The 22,599-nt window shown below is 71.6% G+C and carries 17 protein-coding genes; 13 read left to right on the top strand and 4 right to left on the bottom strand.

Features of this window, described 5'->3' with window-relative positions:
- Positions 1-138 precede the first annotated feature (138 nt).
- Complete coding sequence (locus tag ACILR4_RS07815) at positions 139-3,654, top strand: hypothetical protein (RefSeq protein ID WP_395700282.1); 3,516 nt, start codon at positions 139-141, stop codon at positions 3,652-3,654.
- Positions 3,655-3,660: 6 nt separating this feature from the next.
- Here ACILR4_RS07815 and ACILR4_RS07810 read toward each other — a convergent pair whose 3' ends face one another.
- From ACILR4_RS07810 to araD, 3 genes are all read right to left on the bottom strand, one after another.
- On the bottom strand, positions 3,661-5,373 hold the full coding sequence (locus ACILR4_RS07810) for a hypothetical protein (RefSeq protein ID WP_395700281.1): 1,713 nt from the start codon (positions 5,371-5,373) through the stop codon (positions 3,661-3,663).
- A gap of 168 nt (positions 5,374-5,541) precedes the next feature.
- Complete coding sequence (locus ACILR4_RS07805) at positions 5,542-6,450, bottom strand: SMP-30/gluconolactonase/LRE family protein (RefSeq protein ID WP_395700280.1); 909 nt, start codon at positions 6,448-6,450, stop codon at positions 5,542-5,544.
- A complete protein-coding gene (gene araD, locus ACILR4_RS07800; RefSeq protein ID WP_395700279.1) occupies positions 6,450-8,171 on the bottom strand; it encodes an L-arabinonate dehydratase in 1,722 nt (573 codons plus the stop codon). The genes ACILR4_RS07805 and araD overlap by 1 nt, the downstream gene beginning before the upstream one ends.
- A 112-nt stretch (positions 8,172-8,283) precedes the next feature.
- On the opposite strand from araD, the gene ACILR4_RS07795 reads away from it, so the two are divergent.
- A complete protein-coding gene (locus tag ACILR4_RS07795; RefSeq protein WP_395700278.1) occupies positions 8,284-9,060 on the top strand; it encodes an SDR family NAD(P)-dependent oxidoreductase in 777 nt (258 codons plus the stop codon).
- Positions 9,061-9,093: 33 nt separating this feature from the next.
- Here ACILR4_RS07795 and ACILR4_RS07790 read toward each other — a convergent pair whose 3' ends face one another.
- A complete protein-coding gene (locus tag ACILR4_RS07790) occupies positions 9,094-10,059 on the bottom strand; it encodes a LysR family transcriptional regulator (RefSeq protein ID WP_395700277.1) in 966 nt (321 codons plus the stop codon).
- A gap of 138 nt (positions 10,060-10,197) precedes the next feature.
- Between ACILR4_RS07790 and araD1 the strand changes: the two genes are divergently transcribed.
- Genes araD1 through ACILR4_RS07735 form a run of 11 tightly spaced genes read left to right on the top strand, consistent with a single transcriptional unit; the run spans position 10,198 to position 22,586 of the window.
- Positions 10,198-11,202, top strand: a complete 1,005-nt coding sequence (gene araD1 / locus ACILR4_RS07785) for an AraD1 family protein (protein ID WP_395700276.1) — start codon at positions 10,198-10,200, stop codon at positions 11,200-11,202.
- Positions 11,203-11,207: 5 nt separating this feature from the next.
- Positions 11,208-12,641, top strand: coding sequence for an aldehyde dehydrogenase family protein (locus ACILR4_RS07780; protein ID WP_395700275.1), 1,434 nt, complete (start codon positions 11,208-11,210; stop codon positions 12,639-12,641).
- A gap of 30 nt (positions 12,642-12,671) precedes the next feature.
- Positions 12,672-13,625, top strand: coding sequence for an ABC transporter substrate-binding protein (locus tag ACILR4_RS07775; protein WP_395700274.1), 954 nt, complete (start codon positions 12,672-12,674; stop codon positions 13,623-13,625).
- A gap of 19 nt (positions 13,626-13,644) precedes the next feature.
- Positions 13,645-14,712: a multiple monosaccharide ABC transporter substrate-binding protein gene (chvE, locus tag ACILR4_RS07770; protein ID WP_395700273.1), complete on the top strand. Its 1,068-nt coding sequence runs from the start codon at positions 13,645-13,647 to the stop codon at positions 14,710-14,712.
- Positions 14,713-14,743: 31 nt separating this feature from the next.
- Entirely contained in the window at positions 14,744-16,285 is a 1,542-nt protein-coding gene (gene mmsA / locus ACILR4_RS07765) for a multiple monosaccharide ABC transporter ATP-binding protein (protein WP_395700272.1), read from the top strand.
- Complete coding sequence (gene mmsB, locus ACILR4_RS07760) at positions 16,269-17,480, top strand: multiple monosaccharide ABC transporter permease (RefSeq protein WP_395700271.1); 1,212 nt, start codon at positions 16,269-16,271, stop codon at positions 17,478-17,480. The genes mmsA and mmsB overlap by 17 nt, the downstream gene beginning before the upstream one ends.
- A complete protein-coding gene (locus tag ACILR4_RS07755) occupies positions 17,458-18,981 on the top strand; it encodes a sugar ABC transporter ATP-binding protein (RefSeq protein WP_395700270.1) in 1,524 nt (507 codons plus the stop codon). Before mmsB ends, ACILR4_RS07755 begins: the two co-directional genes overlap by 23 nt.
- Complete coding sequence (locus ACILR4_RS07750) at positions 18,978-20,021, top strand: ABC transporter permease (RefSeq protein WP_395700269.1); 1,044 nt, start codon at positions 18,978-18,980, stop codon at positions 20,019-20,021. The genes ACILR4_RS07755 and ACILR4_RS07750 overlap by 4 nt, the downstream gene beginning before the upstream one ends.
- Complete coding sequence (gene yjfF / locus ACILR4_RS07745; RefSeq protein WP_395700268.1) at positions 20,018-21,049, top strand: galactofuranose ABC transporter, permease protein YjfF; 1,032 nt, start codon at positions 20,018-20,020, stop codon at positions 21,047-21,049. Before ACILR4_RS07750 ends, yjfF begins: the two co-directional genes overlap by 4 nt.
- Positions 21,046-21,960 carry a 2-dehydro-3-deoxygalactonokinase gene (locus tag ACILR4_RS07740; protein ID WP_395700267.1) on the top strand — a complete coding sequence of 305 codons (915 nt, stop codon included), beginning with the start codon at positions 21,046-21,048 and terminating at the stop codon, positions 21,958-21,960. The genes yjfF and ACILR4_RS07740 overlap by 4 nt, the downstream gene beginning before the upstream one ends.
- Complete coding sequence (locus ACILR4_RS07735; RefSeq protein ID WP_395700266.1) at positions 21,957-22,586, top strand: 2-dehydro-3-deoxy-6-phosphogalactonate aldolase; 630 nt, start codon at positions 21,957-21,959, stop codon at positions 22,584-22,586. The genes ACILR4_RS07740 and ACILR4_RS07735 overlap by 4 nt, the downstream gene beginning before the upstream one ends.
- The last annotated feature ends 13 nt before the right edge of the window (positions 22,587-22,599 follow it).

Below are 22,599 nucleotides of genomic sequence, written 5' to 3'. Positions count from 1 at the left end.
CGGCGCCGCGGGATCGGAGAGAGGGGGAGGGCGCAGGCAGCCCCCTCGCGCCGTTGCGCACGATCAATCGGCCAGCAGGGCGGCAGGCCCAGCATGGTGCGGTGCGGTGCTCGGCACCGGTTCAATCGGGAAGTCGCGATGCGAGTGCAAGCCGGGCGTGTCCTGTGGCTGCTGGCCCTGTGGCTGGCCGGCGTCGCCGGCTTCGCGCGGGCCCAGGCGCTGGACACCACGCTCTCGGTGCCGGACGGGCCGGTTTTCGCGCTGGCGCTGCAGCCGGACGGGCGCATCCTCGTCGGCGGCGGCTTCATGAACTGGAACGCGCTGGGCGCCACGCCCTCGCGCCTGGCGCGGCTCAACGCCGACGGCACGGTGGACATGAGCTTCCGCCCCAACCCCGGCGGCGACTACTCGAATGCGGTGCTCGCCATCGCCTTGCAGGCCGATGGCGCGGTGGTGATCGGTGGCCAGTTCTCGTGGGTGGGAGGTGGCGCCAACATCCGCCGGCGCATCGCCCGCATCAACCCCAACGGCACGCTGGACACCGGCTGGGATGCCGGCGCAGACGACTACGTCAACGCGCTGGCGGTGCAGGACAACGGCGGCCTCATCGTCGGCGGCAACTTCCTGCGGCTCGGCGGTGGCGGCTACGGCACGTCCGGTGTCAATCGGCTCGGCCGCCTCCGTGCTGACGCGACGCTCGACCGCAGCTTCGTGTCGGAGGCCAACGGCCCCGTCTATGCGCTGGCGATCCAGCCCGACGGCAAGATCCTGGTCGGCGGCTCGTTCACCGCGCTGGGCACCGTGCGCGACACCAGCGGTGCCTACGGCCGCTACGGCATCGGCCGGCTGAATGCCGATGGCAGCGTCGACCAGGGCTTCAACCCCGGTGTCGGCGGCGCGGCCTATGGGGCCCCGGGGACCGTGAAGGCCATCGCCGTGCAGCCGGACGGCAGGATCGTCATCGGCGGCAACTTCACCACGGTCGGCGGCGGTTTCGGCAACACGCCGCGCAAGTACCTGGCCCGGCTGAACCCGGACGGCTCGGTGGACCCGAGCTTCAACCCGGGGGTTGCGCGCAACGACCTCACCACCGAGGTGAAGGCCCTGCTGGTGCAGGCCGACGGCAGCATCCTGGTCGGCGGCAACTTCACCTCGCTGGGCGGTGGCGATGGCACGGCCGCGCCGCGCAACCACCTCGGCCGGCTCAATCCCGACGGCTCGGTGGACGACTTCTTCGACCCCGGCGCGGACACCTACGTGCACGCGTTCGCCGAACAGGCCGACCTCAAGGTGCTGGTCGGCGGTGTCTTCGGCACCTTCAGCGGCGGTGGCCGTGGCACGGTGGAGCGGGCCTTCCTCGGCCGGCTGATGCCCGGCACCCTGGGGCTCGCGCTGCCGGGGGCGCCGCGGGCCCTGTCCGCCTGGACGACGGCCGGGTCCACCATCAACCTGTCGTGGCAGTACCCGGGCGGCGGCGGGCCCCTCACCGGCTACCTGGTGGAAGCCGGCTCCGGCCCGGGCCTGGCGAACCTGGCCAGCATCCCCACCAGCGGCAGCGGCACCACCTTCTCCGCCGCGGGCGTGCCGGCTGGCGTGTACTACCTCCGCATCCGGGCCCGCAACGCCAGCGGCCTGAGCCTGCCGTCCAACGAGATGAAGCTCGTGGTCGGCCCGCAGCCGCCCGGTGCGCCCAATGCGGTGGCGGCCAGCGTGTCGGGCTCGACGATCTCGCTGGCCTGGACGGCCCCGAGCGGCGGCGGGGCGCCCACGGCCTACACCATCGAGGCCGGCTCGCGCTCGGGGCTCGGCCCGGCCAATCTCGCCAACTTCTCGACCGGCAGCACCGCGACCACCTTCTCGACCGCCGGTGTGCCGGCGGGGACCTACTTCGTGCGCGTGCGGGCCACCAACGGCAGCGGCGCGGGCATCGCCTCCAACGAGGTGATGGTGGTCGTCGGCGGGCAGGACGCCAGTGGCGCGGTCGACGCGGGCTTCAATCCGGGGGCGAATGGCGACATCGTCGCGCTGGCCCGGCAGCCGGACGGCAAGCTGCTGGTGGGCGGTACTTTCACGATGATCGGCGGCGGCGGCACCGGCAGCACGCCGCGCAACCGCATTGCACGGCTGCTGGCCGACGGCTCGGTCGACGCGAGCTTCAATCCCGGTGCTAACGGCTATGTGGTGCGGGCGATCGTGGTGCAACCCGATGGTCGCATCCTGGTGGGCGGCGACTTCACCACCATCGGCGGCCAGCCACGCAACGGCATTGCCCGGCTCCAGGCCGACGGTTCGGTGGACAGCGGCTTCAACCCCGGCAAGACCGGCTACGTGAACGCCCTGGCGCTGCAGCCCGACGGCCGGCTGGTGGTGGGCGGTGCCATCAACTTCGGTAGCGGGCCGCAGGTGATCGACTGGATCGGCCGCCTCCAGGCGAACGGCAGCGTCGACACCAGCTTTGCGCCCGGCGCCAACGACCTCGTCTTCGGCCTGGCGCTGCAGGCCGACGGCAAGATCCTGGTCGTCGGCCGCTTCGGCGTGCTGGGCGGCGGCGGCAAGACGGTGCGCCGCTTCATCGGCCGCCTGAACGCCGACGGCTCGGTCGATGCCGGCTTCAACCCCGGTGCCAACAGCGAGGCCTATGCCGTGGCGGTGCAGCCGGACGGCAAGATCCTGCTCGGCGGCAATTTCCAGGCGCTGGGGGGCGGCACCGGCACGACCGCGCGCCGCTTCATCGGCCGCCTGAATGCCGACGGCTCGGTGGACGCGAGCTTCAATCCGGGGGCCAGCGGCGGGGTGGTGACCGCCCTCGCGCTGCAGCCGGACGGCAAGATCCTGGCCGGCGGCAGCTTCGCGGCCATAGGCGGCGGCACCGGCACCACGGCGCGCCTGCGGGTGGCCCGGCTCCTGGCCGACGGCGCGGTCGATGCCGGCTTCAACCCCGGTGCCGACGGCGCCGTCAGCGCCCTGCTGGTGCAGCCCGACGGCAAGCTCGTGCTGGGCGGCGGCTTCGGCAAGCTCGGTGGCGGCAGCGGCAGCACGGCGCGCAGCCGCATCGGCCGCCTGCTGCCGGACGCGCCGACGCCCTCGGCGCCGCAGGCACCCGGCGGCTTAGCGGGGCTGGTGGCGGGATCGACGGTCACCCTGTCCTGGACGGCACCGGCCACCGGCGAAGCGCCCACCGCCTACCTCGTTGAGGCCGGCTCGGCGCCGGGCCGTGCCGACGTGGCCCTCCTGCCGACCGGCTCGGCGGCGACCTCGTTCGCGACCCAGGGGCTGCCGCAGGGGCAGCACTACCTGCGCGTGCGGGCGATGAATGCGGCCGGCACCAGCGCGTCTTCGGACGAAGCGGTGGTCACGGTGGGCTGCATGGCCGCGCCCAACGTGCCGACCTGGCTGACCTTGACGCAGAACAGCGGCGGCCGCGTCGCCCTGCGCTGGAACGCCGCGCTGGGCGTGCCGACCAGCTACCGGCTCGAGGCCGGCTCGGCGCCCGACCTGGCCGACCTGGCCGATGCCGACCTCGGCGGCACCGCCACCAGCTTCGCCGCATCGGGCATCGGCGCCGGCACCTACTACGTGCGGGTGCGGGCCCGCAATGCCTGCGGCCTCAGCGGGCCGTCGAACCAGCTGGCGGTGGTGGTGCCGCCGCACTGAGCGGCGCTACAGCCGCGGCAGGCTGGCCCCTTCGGCATGGCGCCACGCGGCCTGCGCCAGCGCCGCCTGGCGCTGGCTTTCCTCGCGCGCGCCGCGCAGCGCCGCCAGTTGCGCCAGGCCCTGGTGGCTCCAGGCGCTGGGGCCGTTCAGGCGCACCGCTTCGGCAATCTCCCGGGCGGCCTCGTCGGCCTTGCCGGCCTGCAGCAGGGCACCGGCCAGCGCCAGGCGGGCACCGCCGCCGAACAGCGGCGGGTCGGTGCCGAGATCGTCGTCCGTGTCGGCCGCCGTGCGCAGCAGCGCAATCGCCGCGTCGTGGCGCCCCTCGGCGCGCGCGATGCTGCCGGCCAGCAGGTCGTGCGCCAGGCTCATCAGCTTGGCCGGGATCGGCTCGCCATACATCCGGGCGCGCTGCGCGGTGGATTGTGCACGCGTACGATCGACGTTAGCCAGCTCGGCCTGGGCCTGTGCCAGCCGGCCGGTGTGCGCGTAGGCCATGCCGCGCGCATAGAAGGCATAGCCCTCCAGCAGGCCCAGGCCCGTGCCCGGCGCGGGCTCGGCCAGCACCTCGTCCCAGCGCTGCAGGCGCACCAGCGTGGCCAGCGGCAGCAGCCGCGCGTACTCGCCCATGCCGTCGCCGCGGTCGCCGAAGCGCCGTGCGAATTCGCGCGCAGTGCTCAGCGACAGGCCGGTGCGGCCTTCCATCAGCGCGGCATACCACAGGAAGTGCAGGTGGTGCGCGTCCCAGCGGCCGCTGCGCTGCACGCCCTGTGCCTTCAGCGCCGCGTCGAAGCGCTTCTGCACCGCCAGCGCCTGCTCGTTAGCGCGGCTGCCGTCGGCGAAGCGGCCGATGTTCTTGTAGATGTGGCTGCCCATGTGCACCAGGTGCGGCGACTCGGGCGCCACGCCGCCCAGCGTGTCGGCCGCGGTCTCGGCCTGCCGCGGTTCGGGCGAGTGCTCGGACACATGCACGTAGAAATGCAGCGCGCCGCTGTGCTGCGGATGCTGCCGCGTGGTGGCCGCGAGCCGCGCGATCACGTCGCCCACCGCGCCGTTGGGCTGGCCGGTCTTCGGGTCCCACCAGTCCCAGGGCATCGTGCTCATCACCGCATCGGCGTACAGCGTCACCACGTCCGGATCGTCCGGGAACTGCCGCACCACGTCGGTCATGGCCGCGGCATAGGCGGTTTCCTGCGGGTCGACCTTGCGGTCCTTGTCGGGGTCGGCCTTTCTCGTGCTGCACATCGCGCTGCCCAGCGCTTCATAGGTCTGCTGCGCGCGTTCGTCGGCACGGCCGTAGCGCACTGCCATCGCGTTGATCAGCGCACGCTCCAGCGGCGAGGCGCCGGGTGCCGCCTGCTGCGCGCGTGCGATGAAGCGGCGGATGTCGCGCACCGGCCCGCGGTCGGGGTTGTTGATGTTCGGGCCCAGCGCATAGGCCACGCCCCAGGCGCACATCGCGCAGCTGGGGTCGCGCGCCAGTGCGGCGCGGAACACCCGCGCGGCCTCCTGGTGCTCGAAGGCATAGCTCAGCAGCAGCCCCTGCGCGAACCAGGCGCGCGCCTGCTCGTCGTGCGCGGTGACCTGGAAGCTTGCGCTGCCCAGCCCGGGCATCGGCGCGATGGCAGTGGCCGGCGGCTCGTCTTCCAGCGAGGCGCAGGCCACCAGCAGGGCAGGGGCAGCGGCCAGGGTGCACAGCCAGCGCCAGGCGGGTACGGTCATGGCGTCCTCCGGGGGAACGTTGCCAGAAGCCTTGGAGCATAGCGCCCGGGCGCGGTGTTCGCCAGCGCCACGGGGCACAGGCTCGGCGGCTGCTGACGGCGCTGATAACGTCGATGTGACGCGGCCCGCGGGAGCCGCCGGCTCCACCGGCGAACGCCGATCGCCGGCTCAACCGGCGAAGGTGTTCGCCGGCAGGCCGGTGACCTCGGTGTCGATCGCGAACAGCGCGCCGGCCAGCGGTTCGGCCGCCAGCTGCGCCGCGTCCAGCCCGAAGCGGGCGCTGGTGATGAACAGCGTGCGCTGCGCCGGCCCGCCGAAGGCGACGTTGGTGATGTGCGCGGTGGGCAGCGGCACGCGCAGCAGCTCCGCGGCGGTGTCAGGGTCGTGGCAGGTGACGCAGGCCGCGCCCCAGTGCGCGATCCACAGCCGGCCGTCGGCATCGGTGGTCATGCCGTCCGGCAGGCCGTCGTGCGGGCCGAAGCGCAGCCACACGCGCGGGCGGGCGATGCTGCCGCTGTCGGGGTCGAAGTCCCAGGCCAGCACCTCGCGCGCCACGGTGTGGTTCGTATACATCGTGCGGCCGTCGCGCGACCAGGTCGGCCCGTTCGTCACCGGCCAGCCCACGTCGGCCACGCGCACGGCCTGGCCCTGCGCGTCGAAGCGGTACCAGGCGCCGGTGGGCGCTTCGCAGCCGAAGTCCATGCTGCCGGCCCAGAAGCGGCCGCGGGCGTCGCACTTGCCATCGTTGAAGCGGTTGCCGGCACGCTCGGGCTCGGGTTCGTGCAGCCGCTGCAGCTGGCCGCTGGCGGGTTCGAACAGCGCCAGGCCGCGGCGCAGCGTCAACGCCAGGCCGGGATGGTCGCGGCGCTCGGCCAGGGCCGACACCGTGTCGTCGAAGCGCCACTCGCGCCGCGCACCGCCCGCGGCATCGCAGCACATCAGCCGACCCTGCAGGATGTCCACCCAGTAAAGCGCCTGCTCGCGCCCGGACCAGCAGGCGCCTTCGCCCAGCGTGGTGCCGGCGTCCCACAGGCAGCGCGGGGCCGACAGGAGCCGGGGTACGGTGTGCGTCGTCATCAGTGCGAGTCGCGCGGCACCGGGGCGCCGCTGCCACCCACCAGGAAGTCGAGGTCGGCGCCCAGGTGGGCCTGCTGCACATGGTCGACGTACAGCCTGTACCAGCCGCGCGCGGGCGCCGGCGGCGCTTGCCACTCGGCGCGGCGGCGCGCCAGTTCCTCGTCGCTCACCGCCAGGTGCAGGCGGCGGCGCGGCACGTCCAGCTCGATGATGTCGCCATTGCGCACCAGGGCCAGCGGTCCGCCCGCGGCGGCCTCCGGCGAGGTGTGCAGCACCACGGTGCCGTAGGCGGTGCCGCTCATGCGCGCATCGCTGACGCGGACCATGTCGGTGATGCCCTTGCGCAGCACCTTGGGTGGCAGCGGCATGTTGCCGACCTCGGCCATGCCCGGGTAGCCGCGCGGGCCGCAGCCCTTGAGCACCATGACGCAGGTCTCGTCGATGTCCAGCGCCTCGTCGTCGATGCGGGCGTGGAAGTCCTCGATGCTCTCGAACACCACCGCGCGGCCGCGGTGCTGCAGCAGGTGGGCGGACGCCGCCGAGGGCTTGATGACCGCGCCGTCGGGCGCCAGGTTGCCGCGCAGCACCGCGATGCCGGCCGCGGACTTGAAGGGCTGGTCCAGCGGGCGGATCACCTCGCGGTTCCAGCACGGCGCCTGGGCGATGTTCTCGCCCAGGGTCTTGCCGTTCACCGTGGGCGCATCGGTGTGCAGCAGGTGGCGGATCTCCTTCATCACCGCCGGCAGGCCACCGGCGTAGAAGAAGTCCTCCATCAGGAAGCGGCCGGAGGGCTGCAGGTCGACCAGGCAGGGCACCTCGGCGCCGAAGCGGTCCCAGTCGTCGAGGTCCAGCTTCACGCCGATGCGCCCGGCCACCGCCAGCAGGTGGATCACCGCATTGGTCGAACCGCCGATCGCCGCGTTGGTGCGGATGGCGTTCTCGAACGCGGCGCGGGTGAGCACGCGGGACATGCGCAGGTCTTCGTTCACCATCTCGACGATGCGGCGGCCGGTCAGCTGCGCCAGCCGGTTGCGCCGCGTGTCCGCCGCGGGAATGGCGGCGTTCTCGGGCAGGGCCATGCCGAGCGCTTCCACCATCGAGGCCATGGTCGAGGCCGTGCCCATCGTCATGCAGCTGCCCTTGGACCGGTGCATGCAGCTCTCGGCCTCGGTGAATTCCGCCATCGTCATCTCGCCGGCGCGCACCATCTCGCTCATCTGCCACACGCCGGTGCCCGAGCCGATGTCCTTGCCGCGGAACTTGCCGTTCAGCATCGGCCCGCCGGACAGGCCGATGGTCGGCAGGTCGCAGCTGGCCGCGCCCATCAGCAGCGCGGGCGTGGTCTTGTCGCAGCCCATCAGCAGCACCACGCCGTCGATCGGGTTGCCGCGGATCGATTCCTCCACGTCCATGCTGGCCAGGTTGCGGAACAGCATCGCGGTGGGGCGCAGCTGGGTCTCGCCCAGGCTCATCACCGGAAACTCCAGCGGGAAGCCGCCGGCCTCGTACACGCCGCGCTTGACGAACTCGGCCAGTTCGCGGAAGTGCCCGTTGCAGGGGGTCAGCTCGCTCCAGGTGTTGCAGATGCCGATGACCGGCCGGCCATCCAGCAGGTCGTGCGGGTAGCCCTGGTTCTTGATCCAGCTGCGGTGCACGAAGCCGTCCCGGTCCTGGCGTCCGAACCAGGCCTGGCTGCGACGGACGGGCTTCTTCGAATCCATGAACGCTCCTCGACTTGACGGGCGGGAGCTTATCGCCGCACACTGATGCCAGAAAAATAATTAAATCGCTAATTGCCATGCACGTTTTGATATGTCAGGAATGGAATCCCGCATGACTGCACCCGCCGTCGCCGCCTCGTACCCCAGCCTGCAGGGCCGCCGGGTCTTCATCACCGGCGGGGGCTCGGGCATTGGCGAATCCATCGTCGAGGCCTTCGTGCGCCAGGGCGCCCAGGTGGCCTTCATCGATGTGGACGAGGCGGCCAGCGCCGCGCTGGTCGCGCGCCTGGCGGCGGCCGGCCTGCCGCCCCCGTGGTGGCGCCGCTGCGACGTGCGGGACGTGGCCGCGCTGCAGGCCTGCATGTCCGAGGCGGCCGCGGCCCTGGGCGACTTCCAGGTGCTGGTCAACAACGTGGCCAGCGACGAGCGCCACACGCTCGAATCGGTGACGCCCGAGTTCTGGGACGAGCGCATGGCGGTGAACCAGCGCCCGGCCTTCTTCGCGATCCAGGCCGTGGTGCCGGGCATGCGGCGCCTGGGCGGCGGCTCGGTGGTGAACCTGGGCTCGATCGGCTGGCAGATCAAGGAAGGCGCCTACCCGTGCTATGCGGTGGCCAAGTCGTCGGTGAACGGGCTCACGCGCGGCCTGGCGCGGCCGCTGGGCGCCGACGGCATCCGCATCAACACCGTCACCCCGGGCTGGGTGATGACCGAGCGGCAGGTGCGCCTGTGGCTCACGCCCGAGGGCGAGCAGGCGATCGCGCAGAACCAGTGCCTGCCGCAGAAGCTGCAGCCGCAGGACATTGCCGCGATGGTGCTGTTCCTGGCCTCGGACGACGCCCGCATGTGCACCGCCCAGGAGTTCACCGTCGACGGCGGCTGGTCCTGAGCGCGAGCCCCGCCGCGGCCGCGCGCGCCGCGGCTACGGCACCGCGTCGAGCATGACGCCATAGACCTCCATCGCGGCCTGGCGCAGGGCCGAGAGCATGGCCTTGCCGCCTGGCGACAGCAGCCGGTCGGTGCGGGTGATGAGCCCGAAGCTGTCCATCTTGCAGGGCAGGTGGATCGGCAGCACCGCCACCATGCCGTGGTCGGCGTAGTAACGCGCGACGTCAGCGGCCACTACCGCCACCATGTCGCTGCGCTGGAGCATGCGGGTGATGAAGAGCAGGGCGGTGGTCTCGATCAGGTTCACCGGCGGCTCCAGGCCCTCTTCCTGGAACATCAGCTCGAAGCGGTGGCGCAGCACGCTGCCCACCGGCGGCAGGATCCAGCCCGCGCCCACCAGGTCGCGCAGCCCCAGCTTGGCCACCGTCGTCAGCGGGTGGCCCGGCCGCGCCAGCGCCGCCACCGGCTCCTCCACCAGCGACTGGTAGCGCACGGCGGTCTTGTCGTGGGTCTCGAACAGGCGGCCGATCACCATGTCGAGCTTGCCCTGCTGCAGCCGCTCCATCAGCACGTCGCTGGTCTCGATCTGCAGCGCCACACGCAGGTTCGGGTGCTGCTGCTTCACCAGCGCGATGGCGGCCGGCAGCAGCGTCATGCCGGGCGCGGTGATGGCGCCCACGCTGACCTGGCCGAAGCGGCCGGCCTTCAGCGCCTCGATCTCGTCGTGCGCCTGCGACAGGCTGGCCAGCGCCATGCGGGCGTGGCGGATCATGGTTTCGCCGTACCAGGTGGGCCGCATGCCGCGCGGCAGGCGCTCGAACAGCGGCGCGCCCAGCGCCTCTTCCAGGTCCTTCAGCAGTTTCGAGGCCGCCGGCTGGGTCATGTTCAGCACCTGCGCGGCGCGGTGGATGTTGCCTTCCTCCTCCATCGCCACCAACAGCAGCAGTTGGCGCGTCTTGAGTCGGGCGCGGATGAACCAGTGGGTGTACGGGGCGGGCATCGGCGGCAGGCGCGGATCGAGCGATGCGAAATCGTATATGTCTTCGTCGACAAACTCTATTGGTTTGTTATCCGTCGCGTTCGTACCATCGCGCCGCAATCAGCAACGGTGGGCGTCCGCCGCTGCACAGGAGACACGATGCGACTGATCCAGTACCTCGATGCCGCGGGCCAGGCCCGCGTGGGGGTGACCGCTGGCGCGGCCGAGCCGGTGCACACGCTGGCCGGTGTGCACAGCACCTACGAACTGGCGCTGGCCGCGCTGGTGGCCGGGCGCACGCTGCAGGCGCAGGTGGCCAGCCTGCCCGGCGCGGCCGGTGCCGAGCCCTACGGCGAGATCCTGGCGCAGGGCCGGGTGCTGCCGCCGCTGACCCATCCGGACCCCGCCCGCTGCCTGGTCAGCGGCACCGGCCTCACCCACCTGGGCAGCGCGGCCACGCGCGACGCGATGCACCAGAAGCTCAGCGGCGACGAGGCGGCGCTGTCCGACTCGATGCGCATGTTCAAGTGGGGCATGGAAGGCGGCCGGCCGGCCGCCCAGGCGCGTGGCGTGCAGCCCGAGTGGTTCTACAAGGGCGACGGCAGCATCGTCGTCGCGCCGGGCGCCGCGCTGGTGTCGCCGGAATTCGCGCTGGACGGTGGCGAGGAGCCGGAGCTGGTCGGCCTCTACGTCATCGACGCCCAGGGCCGGCCTGCGCGCCTGGGCTTTGCCATCGGCAACGAGTTCTCCGACCACGTCACCGAACGCCAGAACTACCTGTACCTGGCGCATTCGAAGCTGCGCCCCTGCGCGGTGGGGCCGGAACTGCGGCTGGGCCCGCTGCCGGCCGACCTGCGCGGCAGCAGCCGCATCCGCCGCGGCGAGGCCGTGCTGTGGGAGAAGCCCTTCGTCACCGGCGAGGCCAACATGTGCCACACGCTGGACAACCTGGAGTTCCATCACTTCAAGTACGCGGCCCATCGCCGGCCGGGTGACGTGCACCTGCACTTCTTCGGCACCGCCACGCTCAGCTTCGCCGATGGCGTGCAGGCGCAGCCTGGCGACCGCTTCGAGATCGAGCTGCCGGGTTTCGGCGCGCCCCTGTCCAACCCGCTGGCGATGGCGCCGGCCGACTTCGCGCCCGGCGGCGTGCGCGCGCTGTGACGGCCATGGCCTCGCTCAAGCACTTCATCAACGGCCGCTGGGAGACCGGCGTCACGCTGGGCACCAGCGAGAACCCGTCGGACCTGGCCGACACCGTGGCCGAGTTCGCGCGCGCCGATGCCGCCCAGACCGAGGCCGCCATCCGCGCCGCCGCCGACGCACGCGAGGACTGGGCCCACAGCACGCCGCAGCGCCGCTTCGAGGTGCTGGACGCCATCGGCACCGAGGTGCTGGCGCGCAAGGAAGAGCTGGGCCGCCTGCTGGCGCGCGAGGAAGGCAAGACCCTGCCCGAAGCGGTGGGCGAGACGGCGCGAGCCGGCCAGATCTTCAAGTTCTTCGCCGCGGAGGCCTTGCGCATCCCGGGCGAGAAGCAGACCTCGGTGCGGCCGGGCGTGGAAGTGGACATCACGCGCGAGCCCGTCGGCGTGGTCGGCCTGATCGCGCCGTGGAACTTCCCGCTGGCCATTCCGGCGTGGAAGATCGCGCCGGCCCTGGCCTATGGCAACACGGTGGTGTTCAAGCCGGCCGAACTGGTGCCGGCCTGCGGCGCCGCGCTGGCCGAGATCATCAGCCGCGCCGGCCTGCCGGCCGGGGCCTTCAACCTGGTGATGGGCAGCGGCCGCCTGGTGGGCCAGACCATCGTCGACAGCCCGCTGGTCGATGCCATCAGCTTCACCGGCTCGGTGTCGGTGGGCCAGGGCCTGCTGAAGGCCGCGGCCGCGCGCCAGGCCCGCGTGCAGCTGGAGATGGGCGGCAAGAACCCGCTGGTGGTGCTGGACGATGCCGAGCTCGACCGGGCGGTGGACTGTGCGGTGCAGGGCAGCTTCTACTCCACCGGGCAGCGCTGCACGGCGTCCAGCCGCATCATCGTCACGGCCGGCATCTTCGACCGCTTCGCCGCCGCGCTGCGCGAGCGCACCCGCGCGCTGGTGGTGGACCATGCGCTCAAGCGCGGCACCGAGATCGGCCCGGTGGTGAGCCAGGCGCAGCTGGACCAGAACCTGGCCTACCTGGAGATCGGCCGCGCCGAGGGCGCCGAATGGCTGGCCGGCGGCGAGCGCCTGCAGCGCGACACGCGCGGCCACTACATGAGCCCGGCGCTGTTCGTCGCCGAGCCGCAGCACCGCATCGCGCGCGAGGAAATCTTCGGGCCGGTGGCCTGCCTGATCCGGGCCAACGACTACGAGCATGCCCTCGCGCTGGCCAACGACACGCCCTTCGGCCTGTGCGCCGGCATCTGCACCACCAGCCTGAAGCATGCCGCTCACTTCAGGCGTCATGCCCAGGTCGGCATGGTGATGGTGAACCTGCCCACCGCCGGGGTCGACTTCCATGTGCCCTTCGGCGGGCGCAAGGGTTCCAGCTACGGCCCGCGCGAGCAGGGCCGCCATGCCGTGGAGTTCTACACCACGGTCAAGACCGCCTACATCCAGGCGTGACCACCAGCGCAAACCGCAGAGGAGACTTCCATGACCCTACGTCGCCGCACCATCCTGACCGCCGGCACCCTGGCCCTGGCCAGCGCCATGCCGGCCCTGGCGCAGAAGAAGATCGTGCTCGGCTTCAGCCAGATCGGCGCCGAGAGCGAGTGGCGCACCGCCAACTCCGAGTCGATCAAGGCCTCGGCCAAGGACGCGGGCATCGAGCTGAAGTTCTCCGACGCGCAGCAGAAGCAGGAGAACCAGATCAAGGCCATCCGATCGTTCATCGCGCAGAAGGTCGACGTGATCGCGTTCTCGCCGGTGGTGGAAAGCGGCTGGGGCACCGTGCTGCGCGAGGCCAAGGCGGCGAAGATCCCGGTGATCCTGTCCGACCGCGCGGTGGACGAGAAGGACGACAGCCTGTGGGTCAGCTTCATGGGTTCGGACTTCGTCGAGGAAGGCCGCCGCGCCGGCCGCTGGCTGCTGGAGAACTACAAGGGCCAGGGTGACGTCAACATCGTCGAGCTGCAGGGCACCGTGGGCTCGGCCCCGGCCATCGACCGCAAGAAGGGCTTCGAGGAGATCATCAAGGCCCAGCCGCGCTTCAAGATCATCCGCTCGCAGACCGGCGACTTCACTCGCGCCAAGGGCAAGGAGGTGATGGAAGCCTTCCTGAAGGCCGAGGGCAAGAAGATCAACGTGCTCTACGCGCACAACGACGACATGGCCATCGGCGCGATCCAGGCCATCGAGGAAGCCGGGCTGAAGCCGGCCAAGGACATCACGATCATCTCGATCGACGCGGTCAAGGGCGCGTTCGAGGCGATGATCGCGGGCAAGCTCAACGTCAGCGTCGAATGCAGCCCGCTGCTCGGACCCCAGCTGATGCAGGCCGTCAAGGACCTGAAGGCCGGCAAGACGCTGCCGCGGCGCATCGTCACCCAGGAAGGCGTGTTCCCGATGGAAGTGGCCGCCAAGGAATTCCCCAAGCGCAAGTACTGAGACCGAGCAGGAGACATCGATGAAGAAGAAGTGGATCACCGCACTGGCCGCGGCGGCCTGGTGCACGGCGGCGCTGGTGGCGCCGGCGGCGGCACAGGACAAGGGCACCGTGGGCATCGCGATGCCGACCAAGTCGTCTGCGCGCTGGATTGCGGACGGCCAGAACATGGTCAAGGAGTTCCAGGCCAAGGGCTTCAAGGCCGACCTGCAGTACGCCGAGGACGACATTCCCAACCAGCTGGCCCAGGTGGAGAACATGATCACCAAGGGCGTGAAGGTCCTGGTGATCGCGGCCATCGACGGCACCACGCTGTCCGGCGCGCTGCAGAAGGCGGCCGACAAGGGCATCAAGGTCATCGCCTACGACCGACTGATCAAGGGTACCCGCAACGTCGACTACTACACCACCTTCGACAACTTCCAGGTCGGCGTGCTGCAGGCCAACTCCATCGTCGACAAGCTGGGCCTGAAGGCCGGCAAGGGCCCGTTCAACATCGAGCTCTTCGGGGGCAGCCCTGACGACAACAACGCCTTCTTCTTCTACGATGGCTCGATGAGCGTGCTCAAGCCCTACATCGACAGCGGCAAGCTCGTGGTGCGCAGCAAGCAGATGGGCATGGACAAGGTGGGCACGCTGCGCTGGGACGGCGCCACCGCCCAGGCCCGCATGGACAACCTGCTGTCGGCCTTCTACGGCAAGGACAAGGTGCACGCGGTGCTGAGCCCGTATGACGGCATCTCGATCGGCATCCTGTCCTCGCTCAAGGGCGTGGGCTACTGCACGGCGCAGCAGCCGTGCCCGGTGGTCAGCGGGCAGGACGCCGAGATCCCGTCGATCAAGTCGATCATCAAGGGCGAGCAGTTCTCCACCGTGTTCAAGGACACGCGCGAACTGGCCCGCGTGACGGTGAACCTGGTGGACGCGGTGCTGGCCGGCAAGCAGCCCGAGGTCAACGACACCAAGACCTACAACAACGGCATCAAGGTGGTGCCTTCCTACCTGCTGAAGCCGGTGGCCGTGGACGCCACCAACTGGAAGAAGGTGCTGGTGGACAGCGGCTACTACAAGGAATCGCAGCTGCACTGACGATGCGGCGGCCCGCGCCGCCCGCCTTCCGATGAATCCATTGCTCGACATGCGGGGCATCCGCAAGACCTTTCCCGGCGTGGTGGCGCTCGACGGGGTGAACCTGGCCGTGCGCGCCGGCGAGATCCGTGCCGTGGTGGGCGAGAACGGCGCCGGCAAGTCCACGCTGATGAAGGTGCTCTCGGGCGTGTACCCGCACGGCAGCTTCGAAGGCGAGATCCACTTCGACGGCCGCCCGCGCCGCTTCGGCGGCATTGCCGACAGCGAAGCGCAGGGCATCATCATCATCCACCAGGAACTGGCGCTGGTGCCGCTGCTGTCCATTGCCGAGAACATGTTCCTCGGCCACGAGCCGGCGCGCCACGGCGTGATCGACTGGGCGCTGGCGCACCGGCGCACCCGCGCGCTGCTGGCGCGCGTGGGGCTGGACGAATCGCCCGCCACGCGGGTCACCGACCTGGGCGTGGGCAAGCAGCAGCTGGTGGAGATTGCCAAGGCGCTGGCCAAGGACGTGCGGCTGCTGATCCTGGACGAGCCCACCGCCAGCCTGAACGAGAGCGACAGCGCCGCGCTGCTGAAGCTGCTGCTCGAGCTGAAGGGGCAGGGCATCGCCTGCATCCTGATCTCGCACAAGCTCAACGAGATCGAGCAGGTGGCCGACGCCATCACCGTGCTGCGCGACGGCGCCACCGTGGCCCACTTCGACTGCCGCGAGGCGGCGCCCGGGCAGGACCTGGTGATCCGCCACATGGTGGGGCGCGAGATGGCCGACCGCTACCCGCGGCGCGCGCCGCGCATCGGCGACACCGTGTTCGAGCTGCGCGACTGGTGGGTGCACCACCCGCTGCATGCCGAGCGGGCGGTGGTCAAGGGCGTCAACCTGCAGGTGCGGCGCGGCGAGATCGTCGGCATCGCCGGCCTGATGGGCGCCGGCCGCACCGAGCTGGCGATGAGCGTGTTCGGCCGCAGCTGGGGCAAGCGCATCCGCGGCACGGCGCTGCTGCACGGGCAGCCGCGCGACCTGTCCACCGTGCAGAAGGCGGTGGATGCGGGCCTGGCCTATGTCACCGAAGACCGCAAGTCCCTGGGCCTGGTGCTCAACGACTCGATCACCCGCAACACCACGCTGGCCAACCTGCCGGCGGTGGCGCGGCGCGGCGTCATCGACGAAGGCCGCGAGCACCAGGTGGCCGAGGACTTCCGGCGCAAGCTGGCCACCCGCTGCGCCGGCGTGCACCAGCCGGTGGTCAACCTCTCGGGCGGCAACCAGCAGAAGGTGGTGCTGGCCAAGTGGCTGTTCTCCGAGCCCGAACTGCTGATCCTCGACGAGCCCACGCGCGGCATCGACGTGGGCGCGAAGTTCGAGATCTATTCCCTGATCGCGCGGCTGGCCGAGGAAGGCCGCGCCATCGTGCTGATCTCCTCCGAGATGCCGGAGCTGCTGGGCCTGTCCGACCGCCTGTACGTGATGAACGAAGGCGCCTTCGTCGCGGAATTCCCGGCCGCCGAGGCCACCCAGGAGAAGATCATGCAGGCCATCGTCACCGGTTCGAGACATGAGCGCAGAGCTTGATTCCGCCCGCGGCGTGCTGGCCGCCCGCCCGCCGAATGCGCCGGGGCTCGTGCACTTCCTGAAGCACCACCTGCGCGAGTACGGCATGCTGCTGTCGCTGCTGGCGATCATGGTGTTCTTCCAGGTCATGACCGACGGCACGCTGCTGCAGCCGCTGAACCTGACCAACCTGGTGCTGCAGAACAGCTACATCGTCATCATGGCGCTGGGCATGCTGCTGGTCATCGTGGCCGGCCACATCGACCTCTCGGTCGGCTCGGTGAGCGGCTTCGTCGGCGCGCTGGCCGCGGTGCTGATGGTGAACCTGCAGTGGCACTTCGTGCCCGCCACGCTGGCCTGCCTGGCCGCGGGCGCGGCCATCGGCGCGGCGCAGGGCTGGTTCGTCGCCTACTTCAAGATCCCGTCGTTCATCGTCACGCTGGCCGGCATGCTGGTGTTCAAGGGCCTGGCGCTGGCGCTGCTGCAGGGGCAGTCGGTGGGGCCGTTCCCGGACGCGTTCCAGCTGCTGAGCTCGGGCTTCATCCCCGAGGTCTTCGCCGGTGGCGAGCTGCGCACCACCTCGCTGCTGCTGGGCACCGGCGTGGCCGCGGCGCTGCTGGTGGCGGCCTGGCGCGCGCGCCGCCATGCGCAGGCGCACGGCATCGACACCGAGCCGCTGGGCCTGTTCGTGCTGCGCAACGCGGCGTTCGCGGCCATCCTGGTCGCCCTGTCCTGGCTGATGGCCTCGTACAAGGGCCTGCCCAACGTGCTGATCGTGATGTTCGTGCTGACGCTGGCCTACGACTTCGTCACCAGCCGCACGGTGCCTGGCCGCCGACTCTATGCGTTAGGTGGCAACGAGAAGGCCGCGCGCCTGTCGGGCATCAAGACCGAGCGGCTGGCCTTCCTCACCTTCGTCAACATGGGCCTGCTGGCGGCCCTGGCGGGCCTGGTGTTCGCCGCGCGGCTGAACACCGCCACGCCGAAGGCCGGCCTGGGCTTCGAGCTGGACGTCATCGCCGCCTGCTTCATCGGCGGCGCCTCGGCCTCGGGCGGCGTGGGCAAGGTGATGGGCGCGGTGATCGGTGCCTTCGTGATGGGCGTGATGAACAACGGCATGTCCATCCTCGGCGTCGGCATCGACTATCAGCAGGTGATCAAGGGCCTGGTGCTGCTGGCGGCCGTCTGCTTCGATGTCTACAACAAGAACAAGTGACGCGCTGCTGGCGCTGTCGGACATCGGCAAGCGCTTCGGGCCGGTGCCGGTGCTGGAGCACGTGAGCCTGGCGCTGCGCGCCGGCGAGGTGCATGCGCTGATGGGCCAGAACGGCGCCGGCAAGTCCACGCTGATCAAGGTGCTGACCGGCGTGCACCCGGCCGACGAGGGCACGATCGAGCTCGCCGGCGCGCCGATCCGGCCGCGCTCGCCGGCCGAGGCGCAGGCGCTGGGCATCGCCACCGTCTACCAGGAGGTCAACCTCTGCCCGAACCTGTCGGTGGCCGAGAACATCTTTGCCGGCCGCTACCCGCGGCGCGGCTGGCGCATCGACTGGGCGCGGGTGCACCGCGAGGCACAGGCGCTGCTGGAGCGGCTGCACCTGCGCATCGACGTGACGCGGCTGCTCGCCAGCTACCCGGTGGCGGTGCAGCAGATGGTGGCCATCGCGCGGGCGCTGGGCATGCGCTCGCGCGTGCTGATCCTCGACGAGCCCACCTCCAGCCTCGACAGCGACGAGGTGGCGCAGCTGTTCACCGTGCTGCGCCGGCTGCGCGAAGAGGGCATGGCCATCCTGTTCGTCTCGCACTTCCTCGACGAGGTCTACGCGATCTCGGACCGCATCACCGTGCTGCGCAACGGCCAACTGGTGGGCGAGTTCACGCCCGCGCAGCTGCCGCCGCAGGCGCTGGTGGCCGCGATGATCGGGCGCGAGCTGAGCGCCGAGGGCGTGCGCCGCGCCAGCGCAGGCACCGACCCCGCCACGCCGCGCGAGACGGTGCTCGAGGCGCGCGGCCTGGCGCGCCGCGGCACGCTGGAGCCGGTGGACCTGCAGATCGGCGCCGGCGAGGTGCTGGGCCTGGCCGGCCTGCTGGGCTCGGGCCGCACCGAGCTGGCCCGCCTGCTGTTCGGCATGGACCGGGCCGATGCCGGCGAGCTGCGGGTGCGCGGCCGGGTCGTGCGGCTCGACCAGCCGGCACAGGCCATCGCGCTGGGCCTGGCCATGTGCCCCGAGGAGCGCAAGTCCGAAGGCATCGTGGCCGAGCTGTCGGTGCGCGAGAACATCGCGCTCGCGCTGCAGGCCCGCATGGGGCTGTGGCGGCACCTGTCGCGGCGCCGCCAGCAGGAGATTGCCGAGGGCTACATCCGGGCGCTGGGCATCAAGGCGGCCGATGCCGAGATGCCGATCGCGCAGCTCTCGGGCGGCAACCAGCAGAAGGCGCTGCTGGCGCGCTGGCTGGCCACCGAGCCGCGCCTGCTGATCCTGGACGAGCCCACGCGCGGCATCGACGTCGGGGCCAAGCAGGAGATCATGGACGAGATCCTGCGCCTGGCGAGCGGCGGCCTGGCGGTGCTGTTCATCTCGTCGGAGCTCGACGAAGTGTCGCGCCTGTCCGACCGCATCGCGGTGATGCGCGCGCGGCGCAAGGTGGCCGAGCTGCCCGGCGGCGCCGACGAGAAGACCATCGGCCACCTGATGGCCTCGGAGGGCGCGCCATGATCCGGTCGTGGACCGCCCACCGCCTGTTCTGGCCGGTGCTCACGCTGCTGCTGCTGCTGGCGCTGAATGCCGCCTTCAACCCCGGCTTCCTGCGCCTGCGCTGGCACGAGGGGCACCTGTACGGCAACCTGATCGACATCCTGAACCGCGCCGCGCCGCTGGCGCTGGTGGCCCTGGGCATGACGCTGGTCATCGCCACGCGCGGCATCGACATCTCGGTGGGCGCGGTGGTGGCCATTGCCGCGGCCGTGGCGGCGCTGATGGTGGGCGGCCAGCTCGTCATCCACGACGGCGTGCAGACCATGTCCAGCCGCTTCCCGATGCCGCTGGCCCTGGCCGCGGCGCTGGGCGTGGCGCTGCTGTGCGGCCTGTGGAACGGCCTGCTGGTGGCCGGGCTGGGCCTGCAGCCGATCATCGCCACGCTGATCCTGATGGTGGCCGGCCGCGGCATCGCGCAGCTGATCACCGGCGGCCAGATCATCACCGTGTACTACCCGCCTTATTTCTTCCTCGGCAGCGGCTACCTGCTGGGGCTGCCGTTCTCGGTGTATGTGGCCGGCGCGGTGCTGCTGTCGCTGCACCTGGCGCTCACGCGCACGGCGCTCGGGCTGTTCGTGCAGGCCATCGGCATCAACCCCGCGGCGGCGCGCATGGCGGGCGTGCGCCAGCGCCTGATCACCGTGGGCGTGTACGGCTTCTGCGGCCTGTGCGCCGGCGTGGCGGGCCTGCTGATCAGCTCCAACGTCAAGAGTGCGGACGGCAACAACGCCGGCCAGCTGATGGAGCTGGACGCGATCCTGGCCGTCACGCTGGGCGGCACGCTGCTGACCGGCGGGCGCTTCAGCCTGGCCGGCAGCGTGCTGGGCGCGTTGATCATCCAGACCCTCACCGCCACCATCTACGCCATCGGCGTGCCGCCGGAGGTGAACCTGGTGGTCAAGGCCGGCGTGGTGTTCGCGGTGATGCTGCTGCAGTCCGCCGAGTTCCGCCGCGCGCTGCGCGGCTGGGCGCTGCGCCCCGCCGTGGGGGCCGGGCGATGAGCGCGCTGGGCGGGACGACCGCCAGCCCCGGCGCGCACGCGCCCGCCGCGGCGGGGCCGCGCTGGCGGCGCCTGGACGCGCGCTGGGTGCCGCTGGCGGTGACCGTTGGCCTCTTCGTCGCCATGTTCGGCTACGGCTCGGTCGCCTACGGCGGCTTCTTCTCGGCGCAGGTGCTGCTGAACCTGCTGATCGACAACGCCTTCCTGCTGGTCGTCGCGGTGGGCATGACCTTCGTGATCCTGGCCGGCGGCATCGACCTGTCGGTGGGCTCGGTGATCGCGCTGGTCACGATGGTGTCGGCGGCGCTGGTCGAGCATCACCACTGGAGCCCCTGGGCCACGCTGCCGCTGGTGCTGCTGCTCGGCACGGGCTTCGGCGCGCTGCAGGGCTGGCTGATCCAGCGCTTCCGGCTGCAGCCCTTCATCGTCACGCTGGCCGGCATGTTCCTGGCGCGCGGGCTGTGCTACCTGATCAGCATCGACTCCATCCAGATCGGCAACGAGACCTATGCCGCGATCTCGCAGGCCCGCATCCCGCTGGGCGAGGACGCCTCGCTGTCGGTGGGCGCGCTGATCGCGCTGGTGGTGCTGGCCGCCGGCGTCTACATCGCCCACGCGACGAGCTTTGGCCGCACCGTTTATGCGATAGGAGGCCACGAGGCCTCGGCGGTGCTGATGGGGCTGCCGGTCGCGCGCACCACGGTGCTGGTCTATGCGCTGTCGGGCTTCTGCTCGGCGCTGGCCGGCGTGGTGTTCACGCTGTACATGCTCTCGGGCTACGGCCTGCATGCGGTCGGGCTCGAGCTCGACGCCATTGCCGCGGTGGTGATCGGCGGCACGCTGATGTCCGGCGGCGTGGGCTACCTGGCGGGCACGCTGTTCGGCGTGCTGATCCTGGGCACCATCCAGACGCTGATCAGCTTCGACGGCACGCTCAGCTCCTGGTGGACCCGCATCTCCATCGGCCTGCTGCTGCTGGTGTTCTGCGCGCTGCAGCGCCTGTTCGAGCGCAAGGTGCGACGTTCATGACGCGCGCCCGATTCCTCGGCATCGACTGGGGCACGACCCACCGCCGCGCCATGCTGCTGGGCCCGGACGGCGAACTGCTGGACCTGCGGCGCGACGAGGAGGGCAGCCTGGCCTGCCGCGGCCGCTTCCGCGCTGCGCTGCAAGACCTGCTGCGGGCCTGGCCGGCGGCGGGCGACGCGCCGGTGGTGATGGCGGGCATGGTCGGCTCGGCCCTCGGCTGGCAGGAGGTGCCCTACCTGGATGCCGCGCTGCCGCTGCAGCGCCTGGCGCAGCACCTGGTGCCGGTGGCCGACGCGCCGGCCGGCGCACGCTGGTTCATCGTGCCCGGGCTGTGCTGGCGCGGTGCCCAGGGCCGCGCCGACGTGATGCGCGGCGAGGAAACGCAGCTGCTCGGCGCGGCCGCGCTGGGCGTGGGCGAGGGCTGGATCGTGCTGCCCGGCACCCACAGCAAGTGGGTGCTGCTGCAGCGCGGCGCGGTGGCCGCCTTGCGCACCTGCATGACCGGCGAGCTGTTCGCCGCGCTGCGCGAGCGCGGCACCCTGGCGCCGCTGATGGCGGAGCCGTCGCTCGATGCCGACGCCGATTTCGACCGCGGCGTGCAGGCCCTGGGCGACGAGGAGCTCGGCCATGCGCTGTTCGGCGCCCGTGCCCGGGTGGTGGGGGCGGGTGCGCCCGCGGCCGGCACGGCCGAGTACGTCAGCGGCCTGCTGATGGCCGCCGAATGGCGCGATGCGCTGCGCCGCGGCCTGCCGCCCGGGCAGCCGGTGCGGTTGCTCGGCGAGCCGGCGCTGGCCGCGCGCCACGCCCGCTGCGCGCGCCACTTCGGCTGCCGCACCGAGCGCCTGGACCCGCAGGCGGCGCAGCTGGCCGCGTGGCGGGCGTTTCACGACCACCTGAGTGTGCTGCCATGACCCCGCCTTCCTCGAGCCCTGACCTGCCGCCGCTGGTGGCCATCCTGCGCGGCCTGCAGCCCGAGCGTGCGGCCGCCGTGGGCCAGCTGCTCTTCGCGTGCGGCTTCCGCGGCCTCGAAGTGCCGCTGAACCGGCCCGGCGCGCTGGCGGCCATTGCCACGCTGGCGGCGCTGGCGCCGGCCGGCACGCTGGTGGGGGCCGGCACGGTGCTGGACACCGCGGCGGTGGACGCGGTGGCGCAGTCCGGTGGACGGCTGATCGTGTCGCCGCACTTCGATCCGGCCGTGGTGGCGCACACGGTGGCGCGCGGCCTGGTGGCCGTGCCCGGCATCTTCACGGCCAGCGAGGCCTTCGCGGCGCTGCGCGCCGGCGCCCATGCGCTGAAGCTGTTCCCGGCCGAAGCCAGCAGCCCGGCCGCGCTGCGCGCGCTGGCCACCGTGCTGCCGCCGGGCACGCCGCTGTGGCCGGTGGGTGGCATCGAGCCGGCGCACCTGGCGGCCTGGCGTGCGGCCGGGGCCACCGGCTTCGGCATCGGCGGGGCGCTGTTCAAGCCGGAATACGAGCTGCCCGAGATCGAGCGCCGCGCGCGCGCCTTCGTCGCGGCCTGGGAGGCGGTGGCCGCTTGACGTTTCAGGGGCT

Source organism: Aquabacterium sp. (assembly GCF_044226965.1).
In the GTDB taxonomy this organism is placed as follows: domain Bacteria; phylum Pseudomonadota; class Gammaproteobacteria; order Burkholderiales; family Burkholderiaceae_C; genus Pseudaquabacterium.
The sequence above is the reverse complement of the archived record's forward strand: the minus strand, read 5'-3'. Positions and strand labels throughout refer to the sequence as shown.

Coding starts and splice junctions, on each gene's coding strand:
- ACILR4_RS07780 (WP_395700275.1), top strand. CDS start 11,208: ATGGCCTCGCTCAAGCACTTCATCAACGGCCGCTGGGAGACCGGCGTC.
- araD1 (WP_395700276.1), top strand. CDS start 10,198: ATGCGACTGATCCAGTACCTCGATGCCGCGGGCCAGGCCCGCGTGGGG.
- yjfF (WP_395700268.1), top strand. CDS start 20,018: ATGAGCGCGCTGGGCGGGACGACCGCCAGCCCCGGCGCGCACGCGCCC.
- ACILR4_RS07750 (WP_395700269.1), top strand. CDS start 18,978: ATGATCCGGTCGTGGACCGCCCACCGCCTGTTCTGGCCGGTGCTCACG.
- ACILR4_RS07805 (WP_395700280.1), bottom strand. CDS start 6,450: ATGACGACGCACACCGTACCCCGGCTCCTGTCGGCCCCGCGCTGCCTG.
- ACILR4_RS07755 (WP_395700270.1), top strand. CDS start 17,458: ATGTCTACAACAAGAACAAGTGACGCGCTGCTGGCGCTGTCGGACATC.
- mmsB (WP_395700271.1), top strand. CDS start 16,269: ATGAGCGCAGAGCTTGATTCCGCCCGCGGCGTGCTGGCCGCCCGCCCG.
- ACILR4_RS07790 (WP_395700277.1), bottom strand. CDS start 10,059: ATGCCCGCCCCGTACACCCACTGGTTCATCCGCGCCCGACTCAAGACG.
- ACILR4_RS07810 (WP_395700281.1), bottom strand. CDS start 5,373: ATGACCGTACCCGCCTGGCGCTGGCTGTGCACCCTGGCCGCTGCCCCT.
- ACILR4_RS07815 (WP_395700282.1), top strand. CDS start 139: ATGCGAGTGCAAGCCGGGCGTGTCCTGTGGCTGCTGGCCCTGTGGCTG.
- araD (WP_395700279.1), bottom strand. CDS start 8,171: ATGGATTCGAAGAAGCCCGTCCGTCGCAGCCAGGCCTGGTTCGGACGC.
- ACILR4_RS07735 (WP_395700266.1), top strand. CDS start 21,957: ATGACCCCGCCTTCCTCGAGCCCTGACCTGCCGCCGCTGGTGGCCATC.
- ACILR4_RS07775 (WP_395700274.1), top strand. CDS start 12,672: ATGACCCTACGTCGCCGCACCATCCTGACCGCCGGCACCCTGGCCCTG.
- ACILR4_RS07795 (WP_395700278.1), top strand. CDS start 8,284: ATGACTGCACCCGCCGTCGCCGCCTCGTACCCCAGCCTGCAGGGCCGC.
- mmsA (WP_395700272.1), top strand. CDS start 14,744: ATGAATCCATTGCTCGACATGCGGGGCATCCGCAAGACCTTTCCCGGC.
- ACILR4_RS07740 (WP_395700267.1), top strand. CDS start 21,046: ATGACGCGCGCCCGATTCCTCGGCATCGACTGGGGCACGACCCACCGC.
- chvE (WP_395700273.1), top strand. CDS start 13,645: ATGAAGAAGAAGTGGATCACCGCACTGGCCGCGGCGGCCTGGTGCACG.